Annotated in this window: 16 protein-coding genes; 5 read left to right on the forward strand and 11 right to left on the reverse strand. The window is 70.6% G+C overall.

The features are described from left to right. Positions 1-15: 15 nt before the first annotated feature. Positions 16-726 carry an alpha/beta hydrolase gene (locus tag AB0I69_RS12295; protein WP_363095530.1) on the reverse strand — a complete coding sequence of 237 codons (711 nt, stop codon included), beginning with the start codon at positions 724-726 and terminating at the stop codon, positions 16-18. Positions 727-832: 106 nt separating this feature from the next. Next, positions 833-1,420 (reverse strand): hypothetical protein, encoded by a 588-nt coding sequence (locus AB0I69_RS12300; RefSeq protein ID WP_363095531.1) that lies wholly within the window; start codon positions 1,418-1,420, stop codon positions 833-835. A 189-nt stretch (positions 1,421-1,609) separates the two neighbouring features. Between AB0I69_RS12300 and AB0I69_RS12305 the strand changes: the two genes are divergently transcribed. Continuing rightward, positions 1,610-2,293, forward strand: a complete 684-nt coding sequence (locus AB0I69_RS12305; RefSeq protein WP_363095532.1) for a DUF998 domain-containing protein — start codon at positions 1,610-1,612, stop codon at positions 2,291-2,293. Between the two features lie 62 nt (positions 2,294-2,355). Then, complete coding sequence (locus AB0I69_RS12310) at positions 2,356-2,949, forward strand: helix-turn-helix domain-containing protein (RefSeq protein WP_363095533.1); 594 nt, start codon at positions 2,356-2,358, stop codon at positions 2,947-2,949. A 25-nt stretch (positions 2,950-2,974) separates the two neighbouring features. On the opposite strand, the gene AB0I69_RS12315 is transcribed toward AB0I69_RS12310, so the two are convergent. The 5 genes from AB0I69_RS12315 to AB0I69_RS12335 form a co-directional block, all read right to left on the reverse strand. Continuing rightward, on the reverse strand, positions 2,975-4,120 hold the full coding sequence (locus AB0I69_RS12315) for a hypothetical protein (RefSeq protein ID WP_363095534.1): 1,146 nt from the start codon (positions 4,118-4,120) through the stop codon (positions 2,975-2,977). A gap of 92 nt (positions 4,121-4,212) precedes the next feature. Continuing rightward, positions 4,213-5,289 (reverse strand): ABC transporter substrate-binding protein, encoded by a 1,077-nt coding sequence (locus AB0I69_RS12320; RefSeq protein WP_363095535.1) that lies wholly within the window; start codon positions 5,287-5,289, stop codon positions 4,213-4,215. A gap of 133 nt (positions 5,290-5,422) precedes the next feature. After that, positions 5,423-6,451 carry an ABC transporter ATP-binding protein gene (locus AB0I69_RS12325; RefSeq protein ID WP_363095536.1) on the reverse strand — a complete coding sequence of 343 codons (1,029 nt, stop codon included), beginning with the start codon at positions 6,449-6,451 and terminating at the stop codon, positions 5,423-5,425. Continuing rightward, entirely contained in the window at positions 6,448-7,242 is a 795-nt protein-coding gene (locus AB0I69_RS12330) for an ABC transporter permease (RefSeq protein ID WP_363095537.1), read from the reverse strand. The genes AB0I69_RS12325 and AB0I69_RS12330 overlap by 4 nt, the downstream gene beginning before the upstream one ends. After that, entirely contained in the window at positions 7,239-8,069 is an 831-nt protein-coding gene (locus tag AB0I69_RS12335) for an ABC transporter permease (RefSeq protein ID WP_363095538.1), read from the reverse strand. The genes AB0I69_RS12330 and AB0I69_RS12335 overlap by 4 nt, the downstream gene beginning before the upstream one ends. 230 nt (positions 8,070-8,299) lie before the next feature. Here AB0I69_RS12335 and AB0I69_RS12340 point away from each other — a divergent pair, with 230 nt between their 5' ends. Continuing rightward, entirely contained in the window at positions 8,300-9,283 is a 984-nt protein-coding gene (locus tag AB0I69_RS12340; protein WP_363095539.1) for a LacI family DNA-binding transcriptional regulator, read from the forward strand. A 37-nt stretch (positions 9,284-9,320) separates the two neighbouring features. Here AB0I69_RS12340 and AB0I69_RS12345 read toward each other — a convergent pair whose 3' ends face one another. Further along, positions 9,321-10,949, reverse strand: a complete 1,629-nt coding sequence (locus AB0I69_RS12345) for a KedN5 family methylcobalamin-dependent radical SAM C-methyltransferase (RefSeq protein ID WP_363095540.1) — start codon at positions 10,947-10,949, stop codon at positions 9,321-9,323. Between the two features lie 18 nt (positions 10,950-10,967). Here AB0I69_RS12345 and AB0I69_RS12350 point away from each other — a divergent pair, with 18 nt between their 5' ends. Continuing rightward, positions 10,968-11,402, forward strand: a complete 435-nt coding sequence (locus AB0I69_RS12350) for a hypothetical protein (protein ID WP_363095541.1) — start codon at positions 10,968-10,970, stop codon at positions 11,400-11,402. A gap of 60 nt (positions 11,403-11,462) precedes the next feature. Here the strand turns inward: AB0I69_RS12350 and AB0I69_RS12355 are convergent, their stop codons facing one another. Genes AB0I69_RS12355 through AB0I69_RS12365 form a run of 3 tightly spaced genes read right to left on the reverse strand, consistent with a single transcriptional unit; the run spans position 11,463 to position 15,989 of the window. After that, a complete protein-coding gene (locus tag AB0I69_RS12355) occupies positions 11,463-14,087 on the reverse strand; it encodes a glucose 1-dehydrogenase (protein WP_363095542.1) in 2,625 nt (874 codons plus the stop codon). Between the two features lie 13 nt (positions 14,088-14,100). Beyond that, positions 14,101-15,174 carry a ketoacyl-ACP synthase III gene (locus AB0I69_RS12360; RefSeq protein WP_363095543.1) on the reverse strand — a complete coding sequence of 358 codons (1,074 nt, stop codon included), beginning with the start codon at positions 15,172-15,174 and terminating at the stop codon, positions 14,101-14,103. Then, a complete protein-coding gene (locus AB0I69_RS12365; protein ID WP_363095544.1) occupies positions 15,171-15,989 on the reverse strand; it encodes an AfsA-related hotdog domain-containing protein in 819 nt (272 codons plus the stop codon). Before AB0I69_RS12365 ends, AB0I69_RS12360 begins: the two co-directional genes overlap by 4 nt. Before the next feature lie 335 nt (positions 15,990-16,324). Here AB0I69_RS12365 and AB0I69_RS12370 point away from each other — a divergent pair, with 335 nt between their 5' ends. After that, complete coding sequence (locus AB0I69_RS12370) at positions 16,325-17,404, forward strand: inositol-3-phosphate synthase (RefSeq protein ID WP_363095545.1); 1,080 nt, start codon at positions 16,325-16,327, stop codon at positions 17,402-17,404. The last annotated feature ends 2 nt before the right edge of the window (positions 17,405-17,406 follow it).

Genomic DNA, 17,406 nt, shown 5'->3' on the forward strand with positions numbered 1-17,406 from the left:
GGGGTCGGAGAGACCTCACGCGGTGGTGCCCGATGCCGCCGTCCTGATGAACGCGGCGACCTCGGCGGGCTTGGACACGTACACGGCGTGGCTGCCGCCGGTCTCGGTCACCGTCGCGCCGGCCCGCTCGGCCATGAGGCGCTGGGCGGGCGGCGGGATCATGTGGTCGTCGGTGGCGACGAGGTAGTAGCTCGGCCTGGTCTGCCAGGCGGGCTCGGTGACCGCGCCCGCCAACGCGTCCACGCCCCACGGCACTTGGGAGTCCGCGAGGAACTGCGCGTCGTCGGCGGGCAGGTCCCCGGCGAAGGACGCGGCGAACTTCTCCCGGTCGAGGAAGAGGAACCCGTCGACGGGCGGCAGGATCGGCGGAACGGGGGCGCCGGGCGGCGGATCGGCGATGAGGGTGTTCACCGACTCGCCCTTGTCGGGCGCGAACGCCGCGATGTAGACGAGCGCCGACACGTTCTCGTGGTTGCCGGCCTCGGAGATCACCGCGCCGCCGTAGGAGTGTCCGACGAGGACGGTCGGGCCGTCCTGGGCGTCGAGGACCCGTTTGGTCGTGGCGACGTCGCCTTCGAGTGACAGGGTGGGGTTCTGGACGACGCTCACGTGGTAGCCGTCGGCGCGGAGTGCGTCGTAGACGCCCCGCCAGCCCGATCCGTCGACGAATCCGCCGTGCACGAGCACGACGTTCCTCGCTGTGGTGGCTTCCTGTGTGGTGCTCACGATGCGCCAACTCCTTCGTGGGGTGAGTGCTGTGGTGCGGAGAGGTCGTGGAAGTCCGGATGTCCTGAAGTCGTGGGACGGGGACGGCAGTTGGCCGCCCGTGGGGTTACGGAAGGGCGGTCACCGGCGGCTGGGTCTGGGCCTGCGCCAGGAGGCGCGCCTGGGCACGGGCGGGATAGACCTTCGTGAAGACGGCGGGGGCGACGAGCCCGACGACGTGCGCGGTGATGCCCACCCAGGCCGGGGCGTCCACCGCGTTGGAGATGGCCAGGCTGACGGCGATGAAGGTGAAGCCGGCTCCCCAGGCGCTGGTGATGTAGTTGTTGACCTGGACGAACTCCGGCATGTCCCAGTACTCGCGGGGCGTCTGCCGCTTGGCGATCCCCAGCGTGAAGGGGCTGCGGACCATCAAGCTCCCCCATGCGGTGCCGCCCAGCCAGACGAACGAGATGACGTCGGTGTGGTCGGCCAACGAGGAGTCCGGCCGGGCGACGGCGACCGCGCCGATCACGACGAAGTACGCGAGGGTGCTGATCTCCAGCACCAGAGCGTCGAAGGCGACCCCGCGGCGACGGTCGTTCAGCATCATCAGCAGCCCTGTGACGAGACCGCCGATCGCGCCCCAGCGCCAGTCGAAGGACGAGAGGACGCCGGCGACGATCCAGGGGGCGAATCCGGGCAGATAAGCCAACATTGATTGTTTCCTCGGTGGATTGGAGTGGACGCCGACTAGATGCACGGCGGCCCTCGAAGTTCGGACCTTGCAATGTGATGCCGATCACACGATCGACGGGCACCCACGAGCCTCTAACCGGATAGATCTATCCACTTAATGTAGGGTGGTGAGCACGACCTGTCGAGAGGAGTCGTGATGGGAGTTCCGATGTCACGCAAGATCCGGCTTCCGCTGGGAGCGGCCGTCCTGGTGCTGAACGCGGTGCAGTGGGTGGTGTCCGAGGCGGTCGCCGCAGCCGCCTGGACGTCACCGCCCTACAGCTACGCCACGAACTACATCAGCGACCTGGGCGTCCCCAAGTGCGGCACGCACTACCAGGGCCGCACCATCTGTTCGCCGGACCACGCGCTGATGAACACGTCGTTCATCGTCCAGGGCATCCTGTTCGCGACCGGTGTGGTCCTGCTGGCGGCCACCCTGCTCAGTGGCCGCGCGCGCCGCGTCGTGATCGCCCTCGCGGGCGCGCACGCGGTGGGCTTCCTGCTGGTCGGCCTGTTCCACGGCTCCCCGGACGGCCCGGGCTACAGCCTGGCGCTGCACGTCGCGGGCGCGTCGATCGCCATCCTGTGCGCGAACACGATCGTGATCCTGGCGGGCTCACTGAAGAGCCTCCAACTGCCGCGCGCGTACCGCGTGTTCAGCATCGCGGTCGGCGCGCTCGGCCTCCTGAGCGAGGCCTTCGTGGGCGTCTCGGCGAGCACGGCCGGCATCTTCGAGCGGGGCGGTGTGTACTCATGGCTGCTGTGGAGCGTCGTGACGGGCGTATCACTCCTGGTCGGGCAGACGCGCCGAGCCACCGAGGCGAAGATGCCGGAGAATGTCCCGGCGTGAGCCCGGATACCCCACACCCACGCCCGCTGCGAGCGGACGCGGAACGAAACCGCCGCCTGATAATGACGACGGCCGACCGCCTGTTCGCCCAGCGCGGGGCCACGGTCCCCCTCAACGAGATCGCCCGCGAGGCGGGCCTCGGCGTAGGCACGGTCTACCGCCGCTTCCCGGACCTCCAGTCCCTGGTGGACGCCCTGTTCACGGAACGCTTCACGGTGTTCCTGCACCTGGCGACCAGATCCGCGGAACACGAGGACCCCGCAGAGGCCCTACGGCACTACCTGCTGGAGGCGGCCCGGATGCGGGCCGAGGACCGGGCCCTGGAAGTCATCCTGGCCAACGCAAGCGTGGACGCGGGCCCCGTCGCCCGGACCCGCGACCACCTCGGCCGCCTCGTGGACGGCCTGGCGGAGCGAGCGGTGACAGCGGGCGCGGTCCGCAAGGACTTCGCCGGCGCCGACGTGTACGCCTTCCTGTACATGATCGGCGCCGTCGCCGACCGCACGAACGACGTCGCCCCGGACGCCTGGCGCCGATACGCCGAGTTCCTGATGGTGGGCTTCGGGCTGGAGCGGTCACCGAGGGAACGCACGTCGGCGTTGACGGACGAGCAACTGCTGGACAGTTGGCCAAAGCCTTTGGGCGAGCGGGGATGAACGGATCGCCTCTCCGGGCGGACCACTACTGCACGGGCCGGTGACCGGGCGCGTCCCCGAGGTCGGCCACGGGCTCACCCAGCGCATCGAACTCGGAGATGAACCGTTGCCGCAGCGCGGCCTTGTCGGCGTCGGGCAGCCAGCAGGCGTCGACACCGGCGAGTGACATGGCGCGCAGCGCCGACCGGCTCAGACCCAGGTCGTCCGCGGCGATCCGGTACTCGTCGGCCAGCGTCGTCGGAAACAGACCGGGGTCGTCGTCGGCGATGATCACATTCAGCCCGGCGTCGACCATCGCCGCGACGGACGCCCGGCGCCAGGGCCGCCAGGAGCGGCGTGACGTGGTGAACGCGACGACGAACGGCACCCGTTCGGCGCGGCACCGGGCCACGACCTCGTCGTCCTCCAGCACGTAGTAGCCGTGGTCGATGCGGTCACAGCCGAGCAGGTCCAGGCAGGTGACGGTGTTGACCGCGACCGGCGCGTGCTCGGACGAGTGCGCGGTGCGGCGCAGCCCCGCCTCCCCCGCCAGCCGGAAGGCGTCCGCGAAACGCTCCGGAGGGCCGACCGTCTCCAGGTTGTCCAGACCGATCCCGGCGACGTACTCGTGCGGGTTGTCCACCACCTCGCGCACCCGCGCCAGGGCCTGCTCGGCGGTGGTGCTGCGGTCGACGGCGGCGATGAGCCTGCCGCTCATGCCGAAGTCCCGCTCGGCCAGCCGGACTCCCTCCGCGTACGCCTCCACCGCGCCGCGGTAGCCGAGAGAGCGCAGATGCGGCGGCACGCCGTCGAACGACAGCTCCAAGTGGCGTACGGAACTGGTGCGGTGGGCCGCCTCGAACGCCTCGTACGTGATCCGCGTCAGGTCATCGGCGTCCCGCAGCGCCTCGATGACCCACCCGGACACCTGGAAGAGCGAGTAGGACACTTCCGGCTCGTCGGCGGCTCGCCCGCGCGGCACCGGGATGCGGGTGTTCTCGTACAGTTTCGGGTCCGGCGGAAGGGAGTTGACGTCGCGGAAGATCGTCTCGGGTGCCGCCGGAAGATCGAGCCGGTGACGCCGGGCGAGTTCCGCGAACGTCTCGGACCGTACGGTGCCGATCAGATGGCAGTGCAGGTCCGTCTTCGGCATCCGCCGCAGATAGTGGTCGGTATCGAGGGTGTTGGTCATGGTGTCCAAGCGCGGGTGGAGTGGGGGAGGTAGGAGCCGGCGGAAGTGGAGGGAAGGCGGGTGGGGCGCTCTCTCGCCGCCCCACCCGACGGTCACTTGGAGCTGACCTCGCGGGCGAACCGTTCGACCCACGTGTCGCGGTTCTTCACGATCGTGTCGGGGTCGAGGGTGCGGAAGCCCGCGCCGACCGGGTCCGTCGCCGCCTTCCCGGCGACCTTGCCGAGCACCGCGGGGACCGTGGCGGCCGGGTTCACCGGCATGTCGCCGATGGTCTTCGCGGCCTGGGTCTGCGCCGCGGCGGACAGGTAGTAGTCGATGAAGGCGTACGCGGCCTTCAGGTTCTTCGCGTTCTTGGGGATCATCATCCGGTTCGTCGCCATGTACTTGCCCTTGCTCGGCGCCACCCAGCTCACCGGCTCACCGGACTGGATGAGAGAGGTGGCGAACGCGCTGATCGCGGGGGCGGCGACGATCTCGCCCTGGGTGAGCAGGTTCGTCACCTCGGTCGAGGACGAGTAGAACTGCAGGGTGTGCGGAGCCCAGGAGCCGAGCTTCGCGTACGCGGTGTCGATGTCGTACGGCCCGCTGCCGTACGCCTCACCGACCCCGGAGACGGTCAACTGCCCCGAGGTGACCGAGATGTCGGGCAGCGCGGTCTTCTTGGCGTACTTCTTGTCGCCGTACACCGACCAGTCGGCGGCGGTCTTGGCGTCGAGCTTGTCGGTGCGGTACAGGGTGCCGTTGAGCTGATAGGTGTACGCCGGTCCGTCATACGCCTTGTCGAGGGCGAAGCTGCTGAGCTTGGACATGTTCGGCACGTCCTTGGCGTCGACCTTCCGGAAGAGCCCCTTCGACTGGCCCAGGGCGGCGTAGTAGTCGGAGATGAGCATGACGTCCACGTCCGACCTTCCCCCCGCCGCCTCCAGCTTCGTCAGGCGGGTGGCGTTGTTGCCCGTGTCGAGCTCGACCTTGTAGCCCGTCTTCTTCTCGAAGGGCTCGATGACGGCCTTCGTCAACTCGTCCGACCCGAAGGGGAAGGAGCTCACGACAAGGGTCTTGCTGTCGCTCCCGCCACTGCCGACGGCGGAGCAGCCGGCGACGGTCGTGGTGAGCGCGGCGGTGACGACGACGGCCGTCGTGGCGCGGTGGCGCCGGAGAGTGGTACGCACGAGGGGATCCTTTCGAGGGCATGGCGAGGGGAGAGTCGGCAGGGAAGGGAGGCGGGAAGGGGGACGGAGGGGGTGGGAAGGGCGGTGGGTCGGCGAGAGACGGTGCCGTCGCTGCCGTACCGAACTCCGCGGTTCAGTCGGTCAGTTCGACCACGTGCTCCGGCCGGGCGGCCACGGTGACCCGGTCGCCGGGATGCCAGTCGGCCCGGGACCCGTCCGCCCGTACCGTCGCGATCAGCGTCACGTCGTCCTCGCCCGCGCTATCGCCGCTGCGGGCCGACAGGGTGAGGTGTCGGTCGACCCCTCGGTAGGCGATGCCGGTGACCGTTGCGGGCAGGGACAGCCGGGCCCCGTCCGGCGCCGGTCCCGTGACGACCGTCAGGTGCTCCGGGCGCACCGTCAGGGTGGTGTCGCTGCCCGCGGTCGCGGGGCTCGCCGGGACGAAGTTCTCGTAGCCCAGGAACTCGGCGACGAAGCGGTTGGCGGGGCGCGGGAAGACCTCGGCCGGTGACCCGCTCTGCATGACATGTCCGGCGCGCATCAGGACCATCACGTCGGACATCTCCAGCGCCTCGTCCTGGTCGTGGGTCACCAGGACCACGGTGAGGCCGGTCTCGGCCTGGATCCGGCGGATCTCGGCGCGCATCTGCACCCGCAGCCGGGCGTCCAGGTTGGACAACGGCTCGTCGAGCAGCAGCAGGGACGGGCGGACGGCGACGGCACGGGCGAGCGCGACCCGCTGCTGCTGGCCGCCCGAGAGCTTGCCGGGGCGCTGTGCGGCCAGGTGGCCGAGGCCCACCAGGTCCAGCGCCTCGGCAACCCGGCGGCGGCGCTCGGCGGGCGGGACCTTGCGGAGTTTCAGCCCGTAGCCCACGTTGTCCGCGACGCTCATGTGCGGGAACAGGGCGTACGACTGGAAGACCATGCCGAGGTTGCGTTTCTCCGGAGGCAGCCGGGTGGCGTCCTTCCCGGCGATGCGGATCGTGCCCGCACTGGGCGCGGTGTAGCCGGCGAGCATCCGCAGCGTGGTCGTCTTGCCGCAGCCGCTCGGGCCGAGGAGCGTGGTGATCTTTCCTTCGGGGACGTCGAGGTTCAGGGACCCGACGGCGGTGAAGTCGCCGAAGGTCCGGGTGACGTCGATGAACTGGGCAGCGGCGGTCATCGGTTGATCCCCCCGAAGATCCTGGTGAAGCCGACGGTGCGTTCGGCGACGACGGCGACCACGATGGTGGCGGCCAGGACGAGCGTGGACATGGCGGCGATGACGGGGTCGTAGGACTGCTGGACGTAGTCGAGCATCGTCACCGGAAGCGTGCCGAAGTCCCGGCTCTGGAGCAGCAGCGAGAGCGGCACGTTGTTGAACGACGTGATGAAGCCGAGCAGGCCCGCCGACATCACGCCGGGACGCAGCAGCGGCAGGGTGACCGTGCGGAACGCGCGCCAGGGCGTCGCGCCCAGCCCGCGCGCGGCCTCCTCCAGAGCGGGGTCCGCCAGCGTGAGCGCGGCTCCCGTGACCCGCACCGCGTACGGCATGAGCAGAACGGAGTGCCCGATGAGGAGGGCGGTGAACGAGGTCAGCCCGAGCCCGATCACCAGTTGCTGGTACAGCGCGAGTCCGATGACCAGTTCCGGCACGACCAGGGGGGACAGGAACAGCCCCTGCAGCAGGGACCGTCCGGGTATCGCCCCGCGGTGCAGGCCGAGGGCCACGGGAATGCCGAGCACCAGGGCCAGGGCGGTGGCACAGCAGGCCAGCAGGAGGCTGGAGACGAGCGCGTCGCTGAACGGCTGGTACCCGGCCGCCTTGCCGAACCACCGCAGCGAGAAACCCTGGGGCGGGAACGTCAGGGTGTTGCCGGCGGTGAACGCGCCGGCCACGACGAACAGGATCGGGACGAGCATGATGACGTAGCCGAGGACGGCCAGTGCGGCGGCTGTCGGTCGTGCCTTCATGCGACCCGTCCCTTCACTCGCGCCACGGCCGATCCGATGCCGGAGACCGCGAAGACGAGCACGGTCATCACGAGCGCCGTCGCGGAGGCGGCGGCCCAGTCCACGGTCACGTTCGCGTAGTCGTACAACTGGGTGGCGAGCATCCGCTGGGAGGATCCGCCGAGGAGATAGGGGGTGGTGTACGCGGTGATGCTCCCGGCGAACACCAGGGTGGCGGCGACGGCGATGCCGGGCAGAGACAGCGGGATCACCACGGTCCACAACGTGCGCAACCGGCTCGCGCCGAGACCTCGGGCGGCGTCGTCGAGCCCCCGGTCCACCTGGGCGACCGCCGAGTAGCAGGAGACGACGGCGAGCGGCAGGAAGAGCTGGACCAGGCCGAGCACGACGGCCAGCGGTGTGTACAGCAGCTGCGGAGCCTGCCGGGCCAGGCCGAGGCCGGTGATGATCCGGCCCAGGACCCCGTTGGACCCGAGAATCACCAGCCAGCCGAAGCTGCGTACGACGTTGCTGAGCAGCAGCGGGAACACCGCCAGCGCCAGCCACAGCCCCGTCCAGCGGGAGGTGGAGCGGGCCAGCAGGCTCGCGATGGGGAAGCCGAGCACGACGCACAGTGCGGTCGCGATCAGTCCGAGGGTCAGGGTGCGACCGATGATCCGGAGGTCGTATCCGTCGGTGAGCATCTTGGTGAGGCGGGTGAACACGTCGGACGGGCTGACTCCCGGCGGCGCGAAGAGCATCGCGGCGGACGGCACGGCGAAGCCAAGAACCATCAGGAGCAGCCCGGGGAGCAGCAGCAGTGCGCCTGCTCGGGGCCTGTGGACCATGGGCGAAGTTCGATTCCTTTGACAGCGAGTGATGGGTATCATCACTGCAACCGGTTGCAGGCAACATAGGTGACGAAGCGCTGCCGTGTCAGCCATCCGCGTGACGTTGATGTAAAAACTGTTGTCTCAGAGGGCCAGGAGTCTTCGCTGCGGAGTTCCCGGGGCGGGACACCGGCCCGCCCGAGGACGATCCCCCGGTGAGATCCGGAGGAAGAGGAAAGGGAGGTGCGGTGAATCCCACTGGGGATGCGAGCCCGGTGCCCACGCTCGACGACGTCGCCCGGCGCGCGGGGGTGTCGAAGTCGACGGCGTCACGGGCGCTGAGCCGACCGGACCTCGTCGCCCCGGCGACCCGGGCGCGGGTCCATGACGCGGCGATGGCGCTGGGCTTCGAGGCCAGCCGGGTGGCGCGGGCCCTGGCGCACGGCCGGACCGGTCTCCTCGCACTCGTGGTGCCCGACCTGGCGAACAGCTTCTTCACCCCGATCGTCAACGGCGCCCAGGCCCGCGCCGCCCAGGCCGGTTTCCAGCTCACGGTGGCCGTCCACGACGCCGACGACCGCGACGCGCTCTCCCGGCTGGCCCGGCAGGTCGACGGCTTCCTCCTCACCGCGCCGCGCGGCGCCGACGAGGATCTGCGGGCCATCGCCCGGCTCGCCCCGACGGTCCTCATCGACCGCGAGGTCTCCGGGCTGCCGTCCGTCTCCGCCGACGTCGCCCGCGCCTTCGGCGAGGTCATCGGCCACCTGGCCGGGGCAGGGCACCGGCACATCGTCTACCTCGGCGGGCCACACGGCTCCTGGCAGAGCCTGCGCCGCCACGAGGCCGTCCGTACGGCCGCCGCCGGGCGGGCCGAACTGACCGTACTGGGACCGGTACCGGCCACCTTCACCGCCGGAGTGGAGAGCGCGGGCCCGGTGCTCGCGACCGGGGCGACCGCGGTGGTCCCCTACGCCACCTCGGTCGCGCTGGGGCTGCTGGCGGCTCTCGAACGCCGGGGCGTACGGATCCCGGACGACATGCTGATCAGCGCGGAGCGTTCCGTTCTCGACGCGTTCGGCATGAGCGGAGTGCCCGCGATCGACGTGGACGGCGAGGAACTCGGAAGGGTCGCGGCCGGGCAGTTGGTGGACCGGATAGAGGGGCGCGGGAACTCCACCGAACCGGGAGCCGCGACCCGCCTGGGGGTCGCGGTGCGGCTGCCTGAGGGGTGACCGTGTGAACGGCCCGCCGAGGCGGCTCGCGCCGGGGTCACGAAGTCCCTGGCCCGGCTCCGGAACGGGACGGGCTTACGGGTTCGGAGCCGATCTTCCTGGGAACGAACGGCTCCCCCGCGGGGACGGGATGCCCCATGAAGTGCAACACCACCTCGTGGTTCATCGAGGCGGCTACGGCGGAGGCGCCGGTCCGGTAGTAGATGTCGACCTTCGTCTTCCGGGGCTCAAGATGCGACTGCCGCCCGCTCCGCAGGTCCGCGAGGAGGGCCGGGACGTCGTACGAGAAGATCTGCCCCGCTCTGAGGTGGAAGGACTCGTCCGCGACGGTGACCAGGGGCGGTGTGTCCGGGCCGCAGGCCGGGTGGGTGAGGAGGTCGAAGCGGAAGACCTCGTCGAGGACGGGCCGGTGCTCGGCGGGGAGGCACGGGCCGAGGGCTTCGGTCCACCACCGTGTCAGTACCTGTCTCGCCGCGGCGTCGGCGAAGAACCGGCCGATCGTCTCGCCCTCCAGCCGGGCGTCGACCGCGGTACCCGCAGCTGCGGCCAGGCGCGCTGCCTCCGGATCGGAGGTGGTCCCCAGCCAGTCCGTCAGATGGCGCAGGACGCGGGACTGGGTCCAGCCCGCCAGTTCACGCAGGGGGAGCCAGCTGTGCCGTAGGACGCCGCCCTCGGCGATCACCTTGGACCAGAAGACGAAGCGGCGCATGGCACGGTTCTCGCCGAACGTCATGGACTCATGGGCGAGCACGTACTCGAAGTCGTCCCGGTCGCCGCGCAGCGTCACCATGCCGTAGCGCTCGCGGTGGTCGGAGTACTCGGTGCCCGGCAGCAGCAGGATGGGATACACCGCGATGCGCGAGACGTGGCGGGCGAGTTCGTCATAGCCGCGCATGAAGGACTCGACGGTCTCGCCGGGGGCGCCCCAGATGAGTTCCGCGTAGCAGTCCAGCCCCTCCGCGGCGAGCCAGCTCACCAGGTCGTGCCACTCGTTGACCTTCATGTTGCGCCGGTTCATGGTGCGCAGCGCGTTCGGCTCCAGGGACTGGAGGGCGAGGGTGAAGGAGCTGCGCAGACCCGCGTCCTTCATACGGCGGACGATCTCGTAGAAGACCTTCGACTTGTTCTTGGCCCAGGAACTCTCGAAGGCCCGCGGGTAGCCGTACCGCCGGCTGATGTCCACGAGGTCCTCGGTGAGGTCCAGGTCGGCGGGGAGCATCCCGAAGTTGGCGTCGCAGGTGGCGACCGTGTGCACGCGCAGCTGGGCGAAGAGTTCGAGTTCCGCGCGCAGCCGCTCACGGGAGAAGGCGCGTACGCGCTGCCCGGTGGCGCCGCCCCAGTAGCAGAAGGAGCACTTGTACGGGCAGCCCCGGTTGGTCTCGATGAGCGCCACGTCGTAGCGGAACCGGCCGGCCTCGTCGAGAAGGTCGACGGCGCCGGTGAGGAAGGGTGAGGGGATGATGTCCAGATCCGCGATGCGTTCCCGATCCGGGTTGGTCGTGGCGGTTCCGTCGGCCGCTCTGGAGGAGAGTCCGTCGATGCCGGCGAGACGCGGTCGTGAGGAGCCGTCGGCGAGAGCGCGTACCAGTTCGTACGCGTCCTCACCAGGGAGGGCAGCACACCTGATCCCGCCCCGCCGGGAACTGCGGGGCGGATCGCTCTGCACGTCCCCACCAGCCCCCTCATGCCGTTCACGCACTTCCTCGGCGACCCCGAACAAACCGCCGTCCGCTTCCCGCACGGCCCCGACTGGTACGTCACCGGCGACGCGGGGATCGTCGGCGCGGATGGTCTGATCACCCCGCTCGGCCGCGCGGACGACCTGATCATCTCGCGCGGCTTCAACGTTTCCCCGGCCGAAGTCGAGACCGTCCTGCTCAAGCATCCGGCCGTCGCCGAGGCCGCCGCCGTCGGCGCGCCCGACGCCCGGTACGGCCAGGCCGTCGTCCTGCATGCCGTACCGCTTCCCGGGCTGCCGCTCCACGACGGGCTGTCCGCCGAACTCAAGGCCCATATCGAAGCCGAGTACGGGGACCCGGTCCCCATCCGGGAGGTACGGCTCGTGCGCGAACTCCCCAAGACGGTCACCGGGAAGATCCAGCGCAACCTGCTGCGCTGACGGCGGCGCCTTCCTCATGAACCGACATGCCGTTCAGGCCGGCCGGCGAACAGCCATGTCTCAGCCGCGAATCCGGCCGCGGCCGACAAGTTCCCGCATGGTCGGCCCGCCCAGGGTGGAGGTCGCTCCGCCGTCCAGTACGAGGCAGGCGCCGGTGACGAGGCGGGCGGCGTCGCTCGCCAGGTAGACGGCGGCGCCGGCGATGTCCTCCGGGTCGCCCCACCGGCCTGCCGGAACCGCGCGCATCAGGCCGTCGGAGAGGTCGGCGGAGGTGGAGAACCCGTCGGTCATCTCGGTGACGACCCAGCCGGGGCAGATCCCGTTGACCCGTACCCCCGCGGAGGCCCATTCGGCGGCGAGGGTGCGGGTGAGGGAGTTCATGGCCGCCTTTCCCGCAGCGTACGGGGAGAGCATCGGGAAGCCGCCGAGTCCGGCGATCGACGAGATGTTGAGCACCACACCGGAGCCCCGGGACACCATGTGCGCGCCGACGGCGCGGCAGAAGTGCGCGGTGGATTCCACGTTCACCTGGAAGGAACGGCACCACTCGGTGTGGGTGAGGTCCAGGAAGGGTGCGACGTGTTCGAGCGCGGCGGCGTTGTTGACCAGGATGTCGATCCCGTCGAAGTGGGTGATGGCGCGGTCGACGCAGCCGAGGATCTGGGCCTCCCGGGCGACGTCGCAGGTGAGAACGAGGGACTTCCGGCCTGTCCGTTCGATCTCGGCCGCTGTCTCCCGCAGGGCCTCGGTGGAACGGGCGAGTACGGCCACGTCGGCGCCCGCTCGGGCGAGAGCGAGTGCGATCGCCCGCCCGATGCCCCGGGAGGCGCCGGTGACGAGTGCCGTCCTCCCGCGCAGGCTGAACGTGGAGTCGTCGGATCCTGCGTTCATGGTGTGTTCCTTCGTCGCTGCCGGGCCGGTGCCGGCCGGCTCTGCCATGGGTGATCCGAGCCGGGCCGGAGTGACGGCGAACGCGTCGAGCAGGGAGTCGAGCCGGTCGTGGACCCGGGCGAGCACGGTGTCGCGGACGGCGGGCAGCTGTGCCGTCTGCCCCGGGGTGAGCCGTCCTTGATCCACGCGGTTCAGTGCGTACAGAACGCGCAGTGCGCGCAGGGTCTCCCCGCTTTCCCGGCTCTGTCCGCCGGCGGAGCGGACAGCCTCGTCGAATGCGTCCAGGGTGCGGACGTCGAGGTGGGCGTCGACGAGGCGGACCGCGTCGGGGAGCAGCGGGTTCCACACCTCGAACGGCTCCGCGTCCGCGGCGGCCTCGTCGAGGCGCTCCCGCAGCCCTTGGAGCAGTGCCGCCTCGCGGGCGGTGGCCAGGGCGAGTGTCGTGCGCGGATCGGCCAGATCACCGGCGGCATCCCTCTCCGAGGGCTTCGGGCGGTACGCGGTGTCTTCTACGAGGGATCGGCCCGCCTCCAGCCGGATCAGCAGGTTGTCGCCCGCGGCCGCCTGGTAGATCTGGGCCAGCCCCTCGTAGTCGGTCAGCCGGTTGGCCGCGAACACGCCCCATGCGCCGCTGCGGGTCCGGCAGCTCGCCGTGACACGGGCCAGCGCGTCGGTGACGGCCGCCTTCGCCAACGCCGAGTCCCGGTGCACGGACACCCAGGGCGCCCAGGTCGGCCCGTGCGCCGGGGCAGTGGCGGCGGTTCCCGCGGCGGATCTGGCCCGCTCCGCCAGCAGGGAGCAGGCCCACGCGTCGGCCAGTGCCGAATACAGGGCTTCCTGCTGGGTGCGATGGGCCAGCACGGGCTGCCCCGGGGCCATCCCACTGGACGTCGTGCGCGAGCGGGCGTATCCCAGGGCGGCCGTCACCGCGGCGCGTGCGGCCGCGGCCAGACCCACGGCGGAGCAGAGCGTGGCGTTGGCGGAGAAGACGGTGGAGCGCACCAAGCGGGCGGCCGGATCAGTGAGCGGGTCCGTGAAGTGGCCGTCGCCGGTGAAGGACGCGGTGTCGCGCAGCCAGCCGTCGTACGGCACTCGCGCGCCGTCGAAGGTGACCTCCGCGTAGTCCAGCGGCAGTGCGGGCACCTCGGGGAGCGGCCGGATCCGTACGCCGGGGGTGGGTCCGCTCGTGGTGCGCAGTCGCAGGGCGAACGGGAAGACGCCCCGGCGGCGGCCGTCCGTCACGAGCTGGGCGTAGACGAGGGCGGCTTTGGGGATGCCGGGTGCCGCCACGTTCCCCATGATCTTCGCCGCGCCGGGCTCCGGAGTGTGCAGAGTGAAGGTCCTGGAAGACGGGTGCCAGACGGCTTCGGTGCCGGGGGCCAAGTGGCTGCCACCGCGGCCTCGTTCGGTGATCAGGATGGTGCCGGTCGTGTCCAGGCGGTCGAGTTCGCCGGTCAGCCCGTCGAGGTACGGGCCGGGGCGCCCCAGTTCCAGGACGGTGGCGGTGCACACGCCGAGGTGCACCATCGCGGTGTGGAAGACGGCGGGGTCGGCGACCGCGGCCCACTCCAGGACGGTCAGCATCCGCTCCCGGTCGCGTACGAGGGCCAGGGAACCTCCCTCGGATCCGACGAGGGCGGCCAGCCGCGTGTAGGTGCGCCGGTCGCGGTCGGCGGGAGTGCGGGCCGGCGACTCGTCGGGACCGCCGCCCCAGGACAGGGCGGCGTCGAGGCGGTCGAGGGCGGCGAGGCGCTGCTCCCCGTACAACAAGGTCTTCAATGACGGCGCGGACATGGGCGGGGCCTCCTCACCGCGGTTCGGATCGCACGGGTTCGAGCCGGACACGAGAGGAGGCGGACGGCCCGGGAACGGATGGCGCGTCCGGCCGGCGCCATCGCAGTACCTGCGTGCCCCAGGTCATTCCGGCTCCGAGCGCCGCCAGCGCCACCAGTGCCCCGTCGTGCAGTCGGCCGGCCCGGCGGGCGGCGTCGAGGGTGACGGGCACGGAGGCCGCGCCGGTGTTCCCGTACCGCTGCCCGGTCATGAAGATCTGCTCGGGTTCCAGACCCGCGCCCTCCAACACGGTATGCAGCAGACGGGGATTGGCCTGGTGCGGGACGACGAGGTCGAGATCCGACGGCCGGAGCCCGCCGGCGGCCAGGGCTTCGGACAGCATCGCGGGCAGCCGCTCCTCGATGAACTCCCGGGTGGCGCGCCCGTCCATGAACAGGGTGTAGGCGTCGCGCGAGCGGCCCTCGCCGGGCACGATGCGTACGTACTGCTCCTTGTCGCCGGCCGAGCCGATCCCTGTGTGGAGGAACCCGTACGGTGCGGGGGCGGCCTCGATGACCACCGCTCCGGCCCCGTCGCCGAAGAGGGCGGCCGTGGCGCGGTCGGTGTAGTCCAGGTGGGGTGAGAAGCACTCGGCGCCGACCACCAGCACCGGGCCTTCGGCCAGGCCGCCGGCGAGCAGGCCGAGGGCGGTGTGCACCGCGAAGCAGAAGCCGGCACAGGCCGCGTTCACGTCCAGCGCGGTCGCGGTGCGCGCACCGAGCAGCCTCTGGACACCGCAGGCGATGCCCGGGACGAAGCGTCCGGGAGTCGAGGAAGCCGCCACCACCAGGGCGAGCCGCCCGGGTGGGACACCGGCGTCGGCGAGCGCGTCGAGGGAGGCACCGGCCGCCAGCTCCACGACACTCTCGCCGACCGCGGCGACCCGGCGGGACCGTACTCCGGTCTTCTCCTCTATCCAGCCGCCGGAGCGGCCGAAGTGGGCGGCGACAGCGTCGTTGGACAGTTCGCGCACCGGCAGGCGGGACCCGGTGCCGGTGATCACGTACGGAAGCGGCACTTTGACCGCGCCACCGGGGGCGTCGGTCATGACACCGCCCCCGGCGCGCGTGGCAATACGGTCCGCACGACGGCGCACGCGGCCACGGCCTCCCGGGCCCGCTCCGCCTCGGCGGCGAAGACCGCGGCGGGCCGGAACGCCCGGTATCTCCAGCGCGCCCGGGCACAGTCGAAACCGCCTTGGACGACATCGATCGTGACCGCGAAGGGGATCCGGTCGGGGCCACCCGTCAGGTCGCCCATCTCGTCGACGGTCAGCCGCAGTTGGGCGGGCAGCGGGAAGACGAACCGCCGGAAGTCGATCTCGAAGTGGTGCATCACCGTGTAGTAGGCGTCCGAGACACCGCGCGAGGCGAGGAACCGTCCGGTCACCGCGATGATCATCTGGCAGGACGCCTCCATCAGCAGCATGCCCGGCAGGTGCTGCCGTTCGGCGGTGTGGTCCTGAACCATCTCGGAGTCCGCGTGGACGACCAGCTCGGCCGTGTAGGTGACGGGACCGGTCTCACGAAGCCCCGCCAACAGCACGTTCTCACTGCGCAGCTTCAGCACCTCGCTGCCGTCCAGAGCCGACGCGGGCGCGGCGCCGAACCGGACCGTGCGCTGCGTCGGTGCCGCGGCGAGCGTGTGCCAGTCCTCCTCCGTGACACCTTGACCGGGCACCAGCAGCACCTGGTCGGACAGGGGCGGGCCGGTGGTGGTGAGAACCTTTGCGACGGCGCCGGACGTCGTCACCCGGTCGTTCTCCGCGAACGTCCGGTACCGATCGCCTACGACGTGGACCGGACGCAACGGCAATTCGTCACGCGGCGGCTCGTCGGGCAGGGACTCCAGGGACACGGACATGGCGACCTCCACCGGTCAGACCCCGTTCAGGGCTTCCCGCTTCAGACAGTCGCACCCCCACGGCTCGCGCGGCAGGCGTGCACCCTCGGCGCACGACGTGGCGCGGCGCGCGGGCGAGACGGAGCGGGGGCGAAGGCGAGCCGTTCGCACTTCGCGCGCTCGGCGTACGGATCCGTACTTGGGAGCCGAACCCACGGCTCACCCGAATCTGTTGACGGACCCCACCCGGCAATTCACCCGATCGGCGGTTGACGACAAAGCACCGGGGGCGGGACCAGGCCACGAATGGTTGAGTTCCTGCACAGTCGTTCGACAAGGCGAACAGGAGCGCTCTCATGGGTGACATTCGCGTGGCCATCGTCGGAGTGGGCAACTGCGCCTCGTCCCTGATACAGGGGGTCGAGTACTACCGGGACGCCGACCCGTCCGACCGCGTCCCGGGGCTGATGCACGTACAGCTCGGCGACTACCACGTCCGCGACATCAAGTTCGTCGCCGCGTTCGACGTCGACGCCAAGAAAGTGGGCCAGGACCTGGCCCACGCCATCGGTGCCTCGGAGAACAACACGATCAAGATCGCCGACGTGCCTCCCACCGGTGTCACCGTGCTGCGTGGGCACACCCTCGACGGTCTCGGCCGGTACTACCGCGAGACCATCGTGGAGTCCTCGGCGGAGCCCGTGGACGTGGCCGCGACACTTCGGGAGGTTCGCGCCGACGTGGTCGTCTGCTACCTCCCGGTCGGCTCGGAAGCCGCCGCGAAGTTCTACGCACAGGCCGCGATCGACGCCGGGGCGGGCTTCGTCAACGCGCTCCCCGTCTTCATCGCCGGCACCGACGAGTGGGCCCGGAAGTTCACCGACGCAGGGCTGCCGGTCATCGGCGACGACATCAAGTCGCAGGTCGGCGCCACCATCACCCACCGGGTCCTGGCCAGGCTCTTCGAAGACCGCGGTGTCGTCCTCGACCGGACGATGCAGCTCAACGTCGGCGGAAACATGGACTTCATGAACATGCTCGAACGGGAGCGCCTGGAGTCCAAGAAGATCTCCAAGACCCAGGCGGTCACCTCGCAGCTGTCGCACGACCCGGGCCCGGGCAACGTCCACATCGGCCCCTCCGACCACGTTCCCTGGCTGGACGACCGCAAGTGGGCGTACGTCCGCATGGAGGGCCGGGCCTTCGGCGACGTACCGCTGAACCTGGAGTACAAGCTGGAAGTGTGGGACTCCCCCAACTCGGCCGGTGTGGTCATCGACGCACTGCGCTGCGCGAAGATCGCCCTCGACCGTGGCATCGGTGGACCCCTGTTGTCGGCCGCCTCGTACTTCATGAAGTCGCCGCCCGTCCAGTACCCGGACGACCAGGCACGCGACGCGGTCGAGGCGTTCATCGAAGGCCGAGTCGAACGGTAGGG

The sequence above is a fragment of the Streptomyces sp. NPDC050508 genome (assembly GCF_040655155.1).
GTDB lineage: Bacteria > Actinomycetota > Actinomycetes > Streptomycetales > Streptomycetaceae > Streptomyces.

Coding starts and splice junctions, on each gene's coding strand:
- AB0I69_RS12300 (WP_363095531.1), bottom strand. CDS start 1,420: ATGTTGGCTTATCTGCCCGGATTCGCCCCCTGGATCGTCGCCGGCGTC.
- AB0I69_RS12305 (WP_363095532.1), top strand. CDS start 1,610: ATGTCACGCAAGATCCGGCTTCCGCTGGGAGCGGCCGTCCTGGTGCTG.
- AB0I69_RS12310 (WP_363095533.1), top strand. CDS start 2,356: ATGACGACGGCCGACCGCCTGTTCGCCCAGCGCGGGGCCACGGTCCCC.
- AB0I69_RS12315 (WP_363095534.1), bottom strand. CDS start 4,120: ATGACCAACACCCTCGATACCGACCACTATCTGCGGCGGATGCCGAAG.
- AB0I69_RS12325 (WP_363095536.1), bottom strand. CDS start 6,451: ATGACCGCCGCTGCCCAGTTCATCGACGTCACCCGGACCTTCGGCGAC.
- AB0I69_RS12330 (WP_363095537.1), bottom strand. CDS start 7,242: ATGAAGGCACGACCGACAGCCGCCGCACTGGCCGTCCTCGGCTACGTC.
- AB0I69_RS12335 (WP_363095538.1), bottom strand. CDS start 8,069: ATGGTCCACAGGCCCCGAGCAGGCGCACTGCTGCTGCTCCCCGGGCTG.
- AB0I69_RS12350 (WP_363095541.1), top strand. CDS start 10,968: ATGCCGTTCACGCACTTCCTCGGCGACCCCGAACAAACCGCCGTCCGC.
- AB0I69_RS12355 (WP_363095542.1), bottom strand. CDS start 14,087: ATGTCCGCGCCGTCATTGAAGACCTTGTTGTACGGGGAGCAGCGCCTC.
- AB0I69_RS12360 (WP_363095543.1), bottom strand. CDS start 15,174: ATGACCGACGCCCCCGGTGGCGCGGTCAAAGTGCCGCTTCCGTACGTG.
- AB0I69_RS12365 (WP_363095544.1), bottom strand. CDS start 15,989: ATGTCCGTGTCCCTGGAGTCCCTGCCCGACGAGCCGCCGCGTGACGAA.
- AB0I69_RS12370 (WP_363095545.1), top strand. CDS start 16,325: ATGGGTGACATTCGCGTGGCCATCGTCGGAGTGGGCAACTGCGCCTCG.